The sequence below is a fragment of the Archangium sp. genome (genome assembly GCF_036388035.1).
Taxonomy (GTDB): Bacteria; Myxococcota; Myxococcia; order Myxococcales; family Myxococcaceae; genus Archangium.
On sequence record NZ_DASVSO010000143.1, the window covers coordinates 1 to 13,373 of the forward strand.

At 68.2% G+C, this 13,373-nt stretch carries 9 protein-coding genes; 5 read left to right on the forward strand and 4 right to left on the reverse strand.

Going from position 1 to position 13,373, the window contains the following annotated elements; translation table 11 throughout:
- Positions 1 to 122: 122 nt before the first annotated feature.
- Together VF697_RS06290 and VF697_RS06295 are read right to left on the reverse strand one after the other, a co-directional pair.
- The gene (locus tag VF697_RS06290; RefSeq protein ID WP_331092579.1) at positions 123 to 947 is read right to left on the reverse strand and encodes a type VI immunity family protein; all 825 of its coding nucleotides are present in this window, start codon (positions 945 to 947) and stop codon (positions 123 to 125) included.
- A gap of 116 nt (positions 948 to 1,063) precedes the next feature.
- Entirely contained in the window at positions 1,064 to 1,960 is an 897-nt protein-coding gene (locus tag VF697_RS06295) for a hypothetical protein (RefSeq protein WP_331092580.1), read from the reverse strand.
- Positions 1,961 to 2,221: 261 nt separating this feature from the next.
- On the opposite strand from VF697_RS06295, the gene VF697_RS06300 reads away from it, so the two are divergent.
- A complete protein-coding gene (locus tag VF697_RS06300) occupies positions 2,222 to 3,151 on the forward strand; it encodes a hypothetical protein (protein WP_331092581.1) in 930 nt (309 codons plus the stop codon).
- 98 nt (positions 3,152 to 3,249) lie between these two features.
- Here the strand turns inward: VF697_RS06300 and VF697_RS06305 are convergent, their stop codons facing one another.
- Together VF697_RS06305 and VF697_RS06310 are read right to left on the reverse strand one after the other, a co-directional pair.
- Positions 3,250 to 4,206 (reverse strand): type VI immunity family protein, encoded by a 957-nt coding sequence (locus tag VF697_RS06305; protein WP_331092582.1) that lies wholly within the window; start codon positions 4,204 to 4,206, stop codon positions 3,250 to 3,252.
- The gene (locus VF697_RS06310) at positions 4,203 to 5,090 is read right to left on the reverse strand and encodes a hypothetical protein (RefSeq protein ID WP_331092583.1); all 888 of its coding nucleotides are present in this window, start codon (positions 5,088 to 5,090) and stop codon (positions 4,203 to 4,205) included. Before VF697_RS06310 ends, VF697_RS06305 begins: the two co-directional genes overlap by 4 nt.
- 90 nt (positions 5,091 to 5,180) lie before the next feature.
- Here VF697_RS06310 and VF697_RS06315 point away from each other — a divergent pair, with 90 nt between their 5' ends.
- From VF697_RS06315 to VF697_RS06330, 4 genes are all read left to right on the forward strand, one after another.
- Positions 5,181 to 6,104, forward strand: coding sequence for a hypothetical protein (locus VF697_RS06315; protein WP_331092584.1), 924 nt, complete (start codon positions 5,181 to 5,183; stop codon positions 6,102 to 6,104).
- Positions 6,105 to 6,213: 109 nt separating this feature from the next.
- Positions 6,214 to 11,925 carry an MG2 domain-containing protein gene (locus tag VF697_RS06320; RefSeq protein WP_331092585.1) on the forward strand — a complete coding sequence of 1,904 codons (5,712 nt, stop codon included), beginning with the start codon at positions 6,214 to 6,216 and terminating at the stop codon, positions 11,923 to 11,925.
- 90 nt (positions 11,926 to 12,015) lie between these two features.
- Positions 12,016 to 13,215 carry a cytochrome P450 gene (locus VF697_RS06325; RefSeq protein ID WP_331092586.1) on the forward strand — a complete coding sequence of 400 codons (1,200 nt, stop codon included), beginning with the start codon at positions 12,016 to 12,018 and terminating at the stop codon, positions 13,213 to 13,215.
- A 32-nt stretch (positions 13,216 to 13,247) separates the two neighbouring features.
- Positions 13,248 to 13,373: DUF3703 domain-containing protein (locus tag VF697_RS06330; protein WP_331092587.1), on the forward strand; the 126-nt coding region annotated here is incomplete at its 3' end.

The window sequence follows — 13,373 nt, forward strand, 5'->3', positions numbered from 1 at the left end:
CGTCTACAAGCGGTGTGGTTTTTTGCCGTACACCGCTGGTAGACGTCTACAAGCGAGCGGCGGATGGGGCCTCATTCCCGCTGAAGCGAGCAGGACGCATGTTGGAAGAAATGGCGCACTCCTCAATCGAGGAAGCGGCGCTGCCAGCGCCGCAGTTGCTCCCGAGAAAAGCCGAACCAGCGGTGGCGCTCCCCGAACAGGTGCGGCTCCAGAATCCGAGCCAGGGCGCGATACGGACGCATCTCGCTCTGGCGCTCCACGTCTCCCGAGTCCGGCCATTCTCCCAGGGCGACCAGGACCTTCTCCTCTCCCATCGTCTCGACAGCTATTTCGCGGGAATCGAGTTGCTGGCGAAGACCTTTCGCGCCTCCGAGTTGCCCGAGCAGCGGCTGTCCGTAGAAATTCAACCAGTAGGCCCCTCGCACCCGCGTGCCTATTTCCATGGACGCTTCGCTCAGGTCATGCACATCCAGGCCCGGGTAGCGGAAGCAGTGCTCGTGGACTGCCTGGACCACCTCCCTGAATCGCACGAGGTAGTTGAAGGCAAGACTGACATAGCCGGAGGTGATGGGGAGCTCACGAGCCATGGCCGTGGCCAGCTCCCTGACACGCGCGGGACCTTGCTCCTCCAGGAACTCCGTGGGAAGCCAGAACGACACCGCGCTCACGACGTCCTGCTGGGCGGGCATGTCGAGTGTTTCGGGCTGTCTGCCATAATACTCGAAATGAAATCCTCCCACCTGGTTGGCATGCTGTTCCAATTGGAGGATGCAACTGGTGGGATCGCTCAGGTCGGCGCGTGCCTTCGCCCACCACTGGCTGTTCAGAGGACGCAGCTCCGCTTCCACTCCCTTGTACCCCTCGGGGTCATAGTCACTTTGAAGGTCCACGTACCAGCCCAGCTTCTCGGGTCCTATCGCATCGAGATAGAACTCCAAGGCGCGCATGACGGCGGGTCCGATCGCTCCGTGTGGGCGTCGCATGAAGAAGCAGATGAGGAGCCCATCGCGTAAAGTCAAAAGTCCATCTCCCGAGTACTGACGGACTCGTGGGTAACGCGCGCTCATCGAATGACTCCATCTCTTGGCGACACGCGAGCAGGTTTCACGCCGAAGGCCTTCAGGTACGCTTCCCCTTGGGTTTGATCCCGATGAGGACCCCGCGAATAAGCCCTCCATGTCGGAAGATTGTCTTGTGTGCAGGGGAACTTGAAGTCGTAGATGAAGCGGACGCGCGTGGGATTTCCAGAGTGGATGACCACATCGGGCTCCAGGCTGCCCGTAAGTTCCTTTTTCCGGTCCGTTCGCACGAGTCGCTCGACTTCTTCCTTGCTGATGGGCTCGTACTGCCTCGTCTTGCTGTTGAAGCGGTAGCGCTGGTTGATGATGAAGTACCCCGTGAGGCTCCTTCCCAACTTCTCCTCGACACACGCGAAGGCTTTTTCGTGCTTCTCGTTGCCCAGGGCCATGGCTCGTGTCACAGGCTTCCCATCCTTGTCCACGCCCACCTGCTCATTGCATTCGGCCGGACTGAGGGTTTTGCCTCCCAGGCGCAGTCGGTTGACTGTTTGCTCCGCGCGCCTGGCACACTCCTCCATCAGTGGGTCCAGGGCATCCTGGAGTTCATCGAGTTCATCCGCATTGCCCCGGATCAGGATCAGGATGGCTCCGCCCGCAGCGGCTCCGGTGATGGCCGCTAACTCCTTCGCGCTCAGTGCGGGGCCCTGCTGCGTGTGGGTAGAGGGAGTCCGGAAGTTCGCGGCCTCCTCCGCCCCTTCGAGCCCATCACAGAACCAGAGTTCCCTCGGATGCTTCTTCACACAGCAGGAATGGGTGGTATCCGCCGCGGTGCATTCGGTCGAGGCATAGCAGCCGCCGGTGCTGATGCTGGCCAATAGGGCGAGCAGGAACGAGAACGCACTTCGTCCGTTTTGGCCGATGCCGGAGCGATACGGAGTCACAGGGCCGCCCCTACGCGGCGGTCCTCGACCTCGGGGCCAGGCCGTTCCGTCAGTCGTGAAAGCCGGTTCCGGCCCAGGACCTGGAGCGCAGCTCGGCGCTGCTGGGTCGAGAGACGAATCTCCTGTGAAGGCATGAGCGCACGTTACCCCAGAGGGGCCTCCGCTCGTCGTGGATGAAGCCGTGCGTCGGGCTGACCTCGCGGGTAGCATGGCCCGCACCATGTACCCGGGCAGGTGGGAGCACGGAGGGGCTCGCGCGCCATGAAGGGGAGAGCCGTCTGGGGGGTCCTCGCCGTGTCGCTGCTGGTGCTTCCGGTGATGCTGCTCGTCGTCCTCTGGATGCGGGCGCCCGCGGAGCGCGAGGTCGAGGGCTGGCGCTTTATGCCTTGGTTGACGCCAGGTGAGTTTCGCGAGCTGCGCACCCTCCGTCAGCCGTGCCGGGAGGACGCGCAGTGCGACCCACGGCTCATCTGCTTTCGCGACCCGCGCTTCCCGCAGCGGCAGTGCACGGCCTCGGGGTGCGAGTCGGACGCGTGGTGCGCGCCGTATGGGGTCTGCCGGGCCATGCCCCTGCCAGGGCAACGGGTGGCCCTGCGCGCGTGCGTCTTCGAGGGGACTCGCGAGGAGGGAGAGCAGTGTCTCCGGTGGGCGCCGCCGGGTCAGCGGGAGTGGGCCTGTGGGGAGGGGCTCGTCTGCGGGCTTTCCGGGTGGTGCGGTCGCAGGTGCGTGCCCGGGAAGGAGGGGTCGTGCCCGGAGGGCTTCTTCTGTGCGCGGGGGGACCCGGACGGGCCGGTGTGCCAGCCCTCGTGCGAGGGCCGCGCGTGCCCCGAGGGCCAGGAGTGCGTCCGGCGCGCGGGGGGCGTGTCGGTATGCGCCAGCGTCATTGGACGCCGGTGTCTCGAGAAGCCCTGTCCCGAGAACAAGGTGTGCGAGACGGAAACGATGCTCGCGGTGGTGGGCGCGGGGTGGAGGACGTGCGTCCAGCCCTGTGGGAAGGACGGGGACGACACCTGCCCGGAAGACTTCCGCTGCCACGAGGGCCGATGCCGTCGCCGCTGCTCCACGCAACAGCCCGGCTCCTGTGGGGCGACCCAGTTCTGTGTGAGCACCGACGACGAGGGCAACGGGCTGTGCCTGTTCTCGCCGGAGCCGTGGAGCGCGACCCCCGCGCCGGCCCGGGATGGCGGGTGATCTGGGCCCCCGTGGGCGGTACTCGCCGTCGACTCCGCGTGGCGTGTGGTTGTCGCACATCATTCATAATCGACTACGAGTGATGGGGCACAGGGGCTCTACCCGCATCCTCCGTCGAGGAAGCGGCGCTGCCAGCGCCGCAGTTCTTCCGGCGAAAAGCCGAACCAGTCGGGGCGCTCTTCATACAGAAAGGGCTCCAGCACCCGGGCCAGGGCCCGGTACGGACGCATTTCGCTCTTCCGTTCCACGTCCCCTGTCTCAGGTTGCTCCCCAAGCGAGACCAACACCTTGCCTCCTCCAAGTTCCTCGATGGACACGTCGGGTGAGCGAAGTTGCTCGCGAAGACCTTCCGCACCTCCGAGTCGTTCGAGCACAGGGGGGCCGTAGAAATTCAGCCAATAGGCCCCCCGTACCCGCGTGCCTATCTCCATGGCTGCTTCGCTCAGGTCATGCACATCCAGGCCCGGATAGCGGAAGCAATGCTCGTGGACTGCCTGGACCACCTCTCTGAATCGCACGAGGTAGTTGAAGGCCGGGCTGACATAGCCGGAGTTGAGGGGAAGCTCGCGTGCCATCGCCACGGCCAGTTGCTTGACGCGCGCGGCGCCTTGCTCCTCCAGGTACTCCGTGGGAAGCCAGAACGACACCGCGCTGGTGATATCTGGCTCTCTGGCAAGGTCGAGCGTGTCTCGATGCCTGCCGTAATACTCAAAGTGGAATCCACCCACCTGCGTGCAGTGCTCCTCCAATTGGAGGAAGCAGTTGTCGGGGTCACGCAGCTCCTCGCGAGCTCTTGCCCACCAGGTGCTGTCCAGTGGGCGCATTTCCGGCTCGACGCCATTGTATTCATCCGGGTCGTATTCCGGTTGCATGTCCACGTACCAGCCCAGCTTCTCGGGCCCCACCGCGTCGAGATAGAGGTCCAGGGCGCGTGTGACGGCTGCCGACAGTTCGTCGTGCGAGTGCCGCATGAAGAAGCAGAGGATGAGTCCCTCGCGCAGCTCCAGATTCCCTTCCTTGCTGTACCGCCTGATTCGAGGGTACGGGGTTCTCATCGCCGGATGACCCCCTTTCCTGGCGCCACGCGTGCGGTCGGTGCCTTGAAGGCATCCTGGTACACCGCTCCTTGAGAGAGATCCTGGTAGGGAGGCCGTTTGTAGACGGTCCAGGTTGGCGGGCTGCCTGGGATACAGGGGAACTTGAAGTCATAGACGGCACGGACCTGGAGGGGATCTCCCGAATGGATGACCACGTCAGGCTGGATCGTGCCCAGGAGCTCGCGTTGACGTCCCTGCCGCATCAGTTGCTGTTCTTCTCCTTGGCTCACGAGCTCGAGCTTTCCTGTCTTCCGGTCGTAGCGGTAGCGCTGCTCGAGGCTGTAATGCCCGGGTATCAGCTCGCCGAGCTTCTCCTCGACGCATTGGAAGGCTTCCTCGTGCTTTTCGTTGCCCAATTGCATGGCCCGCGTCACCGGTTTCCCCCTGGCGTCCGTCCCCACCTCCTGTTTGCACCGGGAGGCATCGAGGATTTCCCAGGTCGGGCGTCTCCGGTCGACCGTCTGCTCCGCCAGCTCCACGCACTCCTCCATCACCTTGTCCAATTGTGCCAGCAGCTTCCTGAACTGCGCGGCATCCGTCATGGTGACGAGCACCGTGGCCGCTCCAGATAAGGTCGCGGCCCCGACCGCGACCGTCACCGTTTTGCCATCGGGCGCGGTGTTCGAGCGGAAGGTCGCGCCTTCCTCCGTCCCCTCGATTCCGTCACAGACCCCCAGCCTGGTGGGGTTCTTCTTCACGCAGCAGCTATGGGTGGTGTCCGCCGAGGTGCACTGCACGCCTTCGATGTCCTGGCAGCCACTGGCACCGATACAGGTGAGCAGGGCGACCCTGATGAGGAGGCCTCTTCTGGGCTTTTCCAGGACGTTGACACGCGCGGCCATGAAGTAACCTCGAACCCCGAGTTGCCGGGAGCGTACGCGAACAGGTCGCGCGTGAGCCTCTGTGCCGGCGTCAACCCGGAGGTCCGCGCCATGAAGTGGAGAGCCGTGCTGGCGCTCATCATCGTGCCGCTGCTGATCCTTCCCCTGGGGTTGATCCTCTTCTGGCGGAGCTGGGGCCCCACGGAGGTGGAGGGATGGCGCTTCGCCCCCGAGCTGTCAGCGCGGGAGTTCCGCCGGCGGCCCTCCCTCCTGCAACCGTGCCAGAGCGACGCGCAGTGCGACCCTCCGCTCGTCTGCTTCCATGACCCACAGACCCAGCGCCAGATGTGCACGGGCAGTGGATGCAGTTCGGATTCGCAGTGCCCTCCCTGGACTGTCTGCCGGGCCATTCCCGTGAAGGGCCAACGGCTGGCCGTGCGCGGGTGCACCTTCGTGGGAGAGCGCAAGGAGGGGGAGTCCTGTCTCCGGGATGCGCCATCACGCCAGGCTCGATGGGCCTGTGAACCCGAGCTCGTCTGCGCCGGCGCGGGCTGGTGTGGCCGGCGGTGCGGGCCTGGGACGCAGGGGACGTGCCCGGAGGGCTTCTTCTGTGCTCGCGGAGATCCCGAGGGGCCCGTGTGCCAGCCCACGTGCGAAGGCCGCGCGTGTCCCCAGGGACAGGAATGCATCCGGCAGGCGGGAGGCGTGTCGGTGTGCGCCCGGGTGGAAGGGAACCTGTGTCACCAGCGGCCCTGTGCCGAGGGCGAGGTGTGCGAGACGGAGGCGTACGTCACGGAGGTGGGGCGCGCCTGGAGGTGGTGCTACCCCCGCTGCGGGGGGAGCGGGGACGCGGCCTGTCCGGAGCGCTTCGTCTGCCACGAGGGCCAGTGTCGTGTGCGCTGTTCCACGGCGGAGCCCGACTCCTGCAGCACGAGCGAGTTCTGCGTGAGCACCGAGGGCTCGGGCAACGGCGCGTGCATGTTCAGGCCGGAGCGGTGGAACGTGGGCGCCGAGCCGACTCGGGAGCCCGGGTGACTTCGAGCCCCCAGCGTTGACCTGCGCCCGCGAGCCGCCCTAGCGTCGCCCGCGCTTTGGCTCGGGGGGAACGCGCTGGAACCACCCGAGTCATCTTCTCGGAGGAACCATGGGTCCGCGGTCAGTTCCAATGCCGTTGCCGTCCCGCTCGCTCAAGGCGCGCTGGCTTCTCGCGGCGCTCCTGGTGGGCGCGCTCGCCGGCTGCAAGAAGGACGAGGCCCAGAGCACCCCGGATTCCTCCGGCACTTCCACCGCTGGCTCCTCTTCCAGCAACTCGCCCGATACGAGCGCGGCGCCGCTCTCGGCCGAGTCCGTCGCCCCCGTCATTCGCGAGCTCGGCTCCGAGGGCATGGTGCCGCGCGAGGTGGTGCTGGAGTTCCCCCGCGCCGTCGCGCCCGAGGGCAACGAGGTGAAGAAGGGCACCGTCGTCTCGGTGTCGCCGGAGGTGCCGGGCTCGCTGCGCTTCCGCAGCCCTTCCACGCTCGTCTTCACCCCGCGCGAGAGCTTCGCCTTCAATACCCAGTACACCGTCACCCTCGAGGCGCTGGAGCTGGGCGATGGCTCCGTGGTGAAGCCCAAGGCCTCGGGCGAGTGGAGCCGCTCCTTCACCACGCCGGCCTTCGCCTTCCTGCGCCTCTCGCCCCGGCAGATGGACGTGCGCAAGGGCAAGGTGGAGGCGGACCTCGTCTTCTCCGGCCCCGTGGACGTGGCCACCGTGCGTCGCTTCGCCACCTTCTCCGTGGACGGCAAGTCGCTGTCCGACGTGAAGCTGCGCTCCCACCCCACGGATCGCCACATCGTCACCGCCGCCCTCGGGGGCGCGAGCCTCAAGCCGGGCTCCGAGGTGCGCTTCACCCTCAAGTCGGGCCTGGCCTCCGCCGGCCGCAACGCCGCCACCGCCTCCGCGGGCGAGGGCTCCTTCACGCTGCTGGTGGGCAAGCGCCTCGACATCACCAACGCCTACGTGCAGGAGGGCTCCACCGGCCACTACGTCGAAATCCGCTGCCGCGAGGTGGGCGGTGAAGAGGCGCCCAGCGCCGACGAGGGCGAGGAGGATTACGAGTACGGGGGCAACACGGGCAACCGCTGCAGCCTCGACGACGACGTGGCCTCGGCGAGCATCCACTTCAACCCGCCGGTGAAGTTCTCCGTGTCGCCCTCGCGCTGGGGCTTCCGCGTCTTCGGTGACTTCAAGCGGGGCTCCTACTCCATGCGCATCGACGCGGGTGCCGGCTCGACGACGGGCGGCACGCTGCTGTCCACCTACGAGACGTCCTTCTCCGTCTCCGCGCGCAGCCCGCAGCTCAGCTTCGCCACCACCGGCCGCTACCTGCCGCGCAGCGCCTGGCGCAACCTGCCCCTCAACCACCTCAACCTGGACGGGGTGGACCTGGTGGTGCGCCACGTGCCCCAGGAGAACCTCGTCTTCTGGATGAGCAATGACGAGCAGGAGGCCGCCGACGAGCGCACCTCCAACGTGCTGCTGCGCAAGAAGCTGTCCCTGCAGGGCGCGCAGGACACGCTGACCACCACGTACCTCGACGTGGGGAGCCTCGTGCCCGTCACCACCCGGGGCGTGGTGGAGCTCACCGCCTCGGGCGGCCACAAGTCGGCCGCCTCGCGCATCCTCCTCACGGACCTGAGCCTCGTGGCCAAGCGCGGCGCGGCCCCGAAGGGCTCGGAGGCGCAGGAGGAGGTGTGGGTGTGGGCACTCGGTATGGAGACCACCGAGCCGCTGTCCGGCGTGGAGGTGTCCCTGGTGAGGAAGAGCGGCCAGTCGGTGGCCCGCTGCACCACCGGCGGCGCCGAGGGCTGCAAGCTGAGGGTGCCCGCCCCGGGTGCCGACACCGCCGAGCCCTTCGCCCTCATCGCTCGCAAGGGCGAGGACTTCACCTACCTCAAGTACAGCGAGCTGAAGACGGACATCGCCAACTCGGACGTGCAGGGCGAGCCGTACCGCTCCGAGAAGCCCTACCGGGCCTCGCTCTACTCGGACCGGGGCGTGTACCGCCCGGGGGACACCGCGCACGTGGTGGCGGTGTTGCGCGGCCAGGACGACATGGCCCCGCCGGAGGGAATGCCGGTGGAGCTGAAGGTGGTGGATCCGCGCGAGCGCGACCTGCGGAAGGTGACGCTGAAGACGAACGAGGCGGGCCTGGTGTCGCTGGACGTGCCCTTCGAGGCCTACCAGGACACGGGCGCCTACCGCGTGGTGCTCAGCGTGGCCGAGAAGCAGGTGGCCTCGTACGGCCTCAACGTGGAGGAGTTCGTCCCCGAGCGCATGAAGGTGACGGCTCGCGCCGAGAAGCCCGGCTACGTGCAGGGCGAGGAGGTGCCGGTGACGGTGGAGGCGGCCTACCTCTTCGGCGGCTCGGCGGAGAGCAGCCCGGTGGAGGTGACGTGCCGGCTGGAGCCCTCCGTCTTCCGCCCGAAGGAGAATGCCCAGTATGCCTACGGCGTGTGGCGTCCGAGTGGCTCGGACGCGAAGGCCACCGTGCTGGGGCAGGTGAAGGGCGAGCTGGACACGAAGGGGCGCACGCTGCTGCGCTGCCCGGCCCAACAGGACGCGGGTGGCTTCAAGGGCCCGGCGAAGCTGGTGGCGCAGGCGAGCGTCTTCGAGGCCGGCAGTGGCCGCTCCACCCTGGGCGAGGCCACCGTGCCCGTCCACCCGGAGGCGTACTACGTGGGCCTCCAGGCCAACGTGGACAAGGTGAAGGCCAACCAGCCCTTCACCGTCTCCGGCGTGGTGGTGGACTGGCAGGGCGCCGCGTACGGCAAGGCCCTCGAGCCCCTCGAGGTGGAGTACCTGCGGCTGGACGAGGAGTATGGCTACTTCTACGACGAGGAGTCGGGTGAGGAGCGCTACCAGCGCCACCTGCGCCCCGTGCGCGAGGGCCGCACCACCGTCAAGCCCGAGGCCGGGAAGTTCTCCTTCCAGGTGACGCCCTCCATGGACGCCGCGGGCTACCTGGTGCGCGTGAAGTCCGGCGCGGCGCAGACGGACCTGCAGCTCGAGGGCCACGGCCGCTACTACTGGTGGGACGAGTCCTCCTCGCGCGTGGACCAGACGCCCCGGCCGGCCCGGCCCACCTCGCTCGCGGTGGAGCTGCCGCGCTCGGCGAAGGTGGGGGACTCCATCACCGTGAAGGTGAAGGCGCCCTACCGTGGCCGCATGCTCTTCACCGCCGAGACGGACGGCGTGCGGGCCGCCGAGTGGAAGGCCGTGGAGCCGGGCGAGGTGTCGTGGACCTTCACGCCCTCGGCCTTCGCGCCCAACGTCTACGTCAGCACCTTCCTGGTGAAGGATCCGCACCTCGAGTCCGACCAGGCCTTCATGCCCGACCGGGCCTTCGGTGTGGCCAGCATGACGCTGGAGCCCGTGGACTACACCCAGGCCGTCACCCTCTCCGTGCCCAAGGAGGTGCGCTCCAACGACACCCTCACGGTGGACGTGGAGCTGGGCTCGGTGGAGAAGGGCACCTTCGCCACCGTGGCGGTGGTGGACGAGGGCATCCTCTCGCTCACCCGCTTCCAGAGTCCCGACCCGCTCCAGACGCTCTTCACCAAGCGGGCCCTCGGCGTGCAGACGTACGAGACGCTCGGGTGGACGCTGCTGATTCCTCCCGCGGGCGCCAGCCGCTCCACGGGGGGTGACGAGGGCGGCGAGGGCGCGGCGGGCCGCGTGCAGCCGGTGAAGCCGGTGGCCCTCTGGAGCGGCGTGCTGCCGGTGCCCTCCAACGGCAAGCTGCGCGTCCCCTTCAAGCTGCCCCAGTACCGCGGCGCGGTGCGGGTGATGGTGGTGACGAGCGGCCCCAAGCGCATCGGCCACGCCGCCGCGCAGGTGCTCGTGCGCGATCCACTCGTGCTTCAGGCCACGCTGCCCCGCTTCCTCAGCCAGGGGGACGAGATTCAAATCCCCGTCTTCGTCACCAACCTCTCCGGCAAGGCGCAGGAGGTGAAGGTGTCCCTCACCGCGGAGAACCTCGCGGTGCCGGGCATGGCCATGCCCGCCTCCATGGAGTCGCCGCTGCAACTGCTCGGCAAGAGCCAGGGCCGGGTGAAGCTGGAGGACGGGAAGGCGGCCACGCTCGTCTTCCAGGCCAAGGCGGTGCAGGCCGTGGGCGCGGCGCGCCTCAAGGTGACGGCCGAGGGCGGTGGACATACCTCCTTCGAGCAGCTCGACGTGCCCCTGCTGCCCTCGGGCCCGCGTGAGCGCAAGGTGCAGCGGATTGAGCTGGCCGCCGGCACGGTGGACCTCTCGCAGTACCTCCAGGGCTGGCTGCCCACCAGCGAGCGCTCGACGTTCTGGGTGACGACGAATCCCTACGCCGAGTCCTTCCAGCACCTCTCGTACCTCGTGCGCTACCCGTACGGCTGCATCGAGCAGACGACGTCCTCCACCCGCCCGCTGCTCTACGTCTCCGAGCTCGTCGACAGCGTGGACCCGACGCTCACGGCCAACGCGAAGCTGGAGGACATGGTGATGTCGGGGGTGAACCGGGTGCTCTCCATGCAGACGCCCTCGGGTGGCTTCGGCTACTGGCCGGGCTCCGCCGAGCCGGTGGAGTGGGGCACCGCCTACGCCACGCACCTGCTGCTGGACGCGCAGAAGCGCAAGTACGCGGTGCCGCAGGACCGCATCGACGACGCGCTGAGCTGGATGAACCAGCAGGTGACGCGCCGCGAGAACCGCTCGGGCTCGGACTCCTACAACGACGGCGCCGAGTCCTACATGCACTACGTGCTGGCCATGGGCGGCAAGGGCCACAAGGCGCGGGCGCAGAAGCTCGTGGACCAGCTCGGGAGCCAGAAGTTCTACAGCGCCAGCCAGCGTGCCGAGCAGGAGTACATGCTCAAGGCCGCGCTCTACCTGGCCGGTGACCGCCGCTACGAGAAGGACCTGCGCAACCCGGACGTCTCCGCCGTGCTGGACGAGCGGTGGAACGGCTGGTCCTTCTACTCGGATCGGCGTCGGCGCGGCTTCATGCTGAGCACGTTCCAGGACCTGTTCGGTGAGGACGCGGCGGGCGAGCCGCTCGCGCAGCGCGTGGCCGAGGCCCTCAAGCAGGAGCGCAGCAGCTACTACACCACGCAGGAGCTCGTCTGGGGCATCACCGGCCTGGGCAAGCGCGTGGCGGGCGCGGCCTCGAAGTTCGCTCCGCCGGTGCTGACGGCGGATGGCAAGGAGGTCGCCGTGCAGCAGGGCGGCAAGGCACGCGCCTCGGACAAGACGTGGGCGCTGGTGCGCGCGAGCGAGCGCAAGGGCCTGAGCCTGAAGGTCCCCGACAAGGGCGAGGGCAAGCTCTACCTGGTGCTCGCCAGCGAGGGCGTGCGCGCCGACGGGCAGTTCCGCACGGGCGGCGAGGGGCTCACCCTCACGCGGCGCTACCGCGACCTCGGGGGCGAGGTGCTCGACGTGCAGGGCGGCTCGGTGAAACTGGCGGACCTCGTCTACGTGGAGGTGGAGCTGAAGAACACCTCGGGCGAGCGCATCCAGAACATCGCGCTGGTGGACCGGCTGCCGGCGGGCTGGGAGATCGAGAACGCGCGGCTCGGGCGCGGAGGGCAGGTGGAGTGGGCCTCCGCCGATGAGCAGTGGAGCGCGGACTACGTGAACATCCGGGACGACCGGGTGGAGGTGTTCGGCAGCCTTGACGCGGGCGAGTCGAAGACGGTGGTCTACGCAGTGCGCGCGGTGACGTCGGGCAAGTTCACGCTGCCGCCCGTGGAGGCGGAGGCGATGTACGACCCGCGCATCTGGGCGCGTGAGGCGGGAGGCACGGTCGAGGTCTCCGGCCCCTGGGAGGACTTCCTCCTCTAGCCAAACCTCCCGCCCCCTCCCTCGGGAGGGGGCCGGGTGAGGGCCCGAAGCCCTCGGGGCCGGTGCGTGTCCCTGGTAGGATGGCGGCCCATGAGCCTGCCCGACTCCCTGTCCCCGGATGTGCTTGGTTCCGCCGACGGTATCGCCAATCCCTATCCGGCCTACCGTCACTTCCAGCAGTCCTCTCCGGTGCGCTACCTGCGCCTGCCCCCGGGTCCCATCTCGGGCCGCACCGAGCCCCTCTACTCCTGGGCCCTGCTCCGCCACGCCGACGTGCTCGCCGCGATTCGAGATCCGGCCACGTACTCCTCCAAGAGCCCGGCGGTGATCAAGGCCCTTCCCAAGCTCTCGCTGCTGCACGACGACCCGCCCCACCACACCCACCTGCGGCGCCTGGTGAGCAAGGTCTTCAGTCCCCAGCGCATCGCCACGCTCGAGACGTGGGTCTCCGGCATCGTCCGCGAGCTGCTCGACAGCGCCGGGCGGGGTCCGGTGGAGCTCATGTCGGCGTACGCCATCCCCCTGCCGACGCGGGTCATCGCCGGGATGCTCGGGGTGGCCGACGAGGACTACCCGTCCTTCCGGCTCTGGTCCCAGGCCGTCATCGCCTACGCGGGAATTCCGGCGGAGGAGCGGGCCCGGCGGGCGGGGGAGATGATGGCCTACCTGGATCGGGCCATCGCCACGCGCCGCGCCCAGCCCACGGAGGATCTCATCTCGGCGCTCATCGCGGCCGAGGTCGAGGGTGTCTCGCTGGCGGATGCGGAGATCCGCAGCTTCGCCGCGGTGCTGCTCATCGCGGGCAACGAGACGACGACCAACCTCATCGGCAACATGATGGGGCTGCTCGCGGATCGCCCCGAGCTGTGGAAGCGGGCGCGCGAGGACCGCTCGCTGGTGGATCCCATCCTCGAGGAGGTGCTGCGCTACGAGAGCCCCGTGCAGCGCTTCCCCCGGGTGACGACCCGGCCGGTGCGGGTGGGGGAGGTGGAGATCCCCGCGGGCGAGCTGGTGGACGTGTTCTTCGCGGCGGCGAACAGGGACCCGGCGGTCTTCGAGAATCCGGACACGTTCTGGCCCGAGCGCCCGACGAACAACCAGCACCTGGGCTTCGGGCTGGGTACCCACTTCTGTCTGGGTGCCCCGCTGGCCCGGCTGGAGGCGCGCCTCACCCTCAACACCTTCCTGGATCGCTACCCCACGCTGAGCCGGGGCGAGGCCGCCGCGGTGCGGCAGCGGGTGGCCCAGGTGAGCCTGGGTTATACGTCGCTGCCCCTCGTGTTGGGCTGAGCGAGGCGGTCCCAGAGGAGGACATCATGCCGATGAAGTCGACGCTGCGTGCCGCTTTCGAGGCGGAATTGCGGCAGGCGCACGAGGCCGAGGCGGAGGGGGAGTTGCCTCGGGCCTGGCATCACCTGGAGCGGGCGCACATCCTGAGTCAGGCGTAT

Excerpts from the sequence above, each read along its gene's own strand:
- VF697_RS06320 (WP_331092585.1), top strand. The coding sequence starts at position 6,214 with ATGGGTCCGCGGTCAGTTCCAATGCCGTTGCCGTCCCGCTCGCTCAAG.
- VF697_RS06290 (WP_331092579.1), bottom strand. The coding sequence starts at position 947 with ATGCGCGCCTTGGAGTTCTATCTCGATGCGATAGGACCCGAGAAGCTG.
- VF697_RS06310 (WP_331092583.1), bottom strand. The coding sequence starts at position 5,090 with ATGGCCGCGCGTGTCAACGTCCTGGAAAAGCCCAGAAGAGGCCTCCTC.
- VF697_RS06325 (WP_331092586.1), top strand. The coding sequence starts at position 12,016 with ATGAGCCTGCCCGACTCCCTGTCCCCGGATGTGCTTGGTTCCGCCGAC.
- VF697_RS06315 (WP_331092584.1), top strand. The coding sequence starts at position 5,181 with ATGAAGTGGAGAGCCGTGCTGGCGCTCATCATCGTGCCGCTGCTGATC.
- VF697_RS06300 (WP_331092581.1), top strand. The coding sequence starts at position 2,222 with ATGAAGGGGAGAGCCGTCTGGGGGGTCCTCGCCGTGTCGCTGCTGGTG.
- VF697_RS06305 (WP_331092582.1), bottom strand. The coding sequence starts at position 4,206 with ATGAGAACCCCGTACCCTCGAATCAGGCGGTACAGCAAGGAAGGGAAT.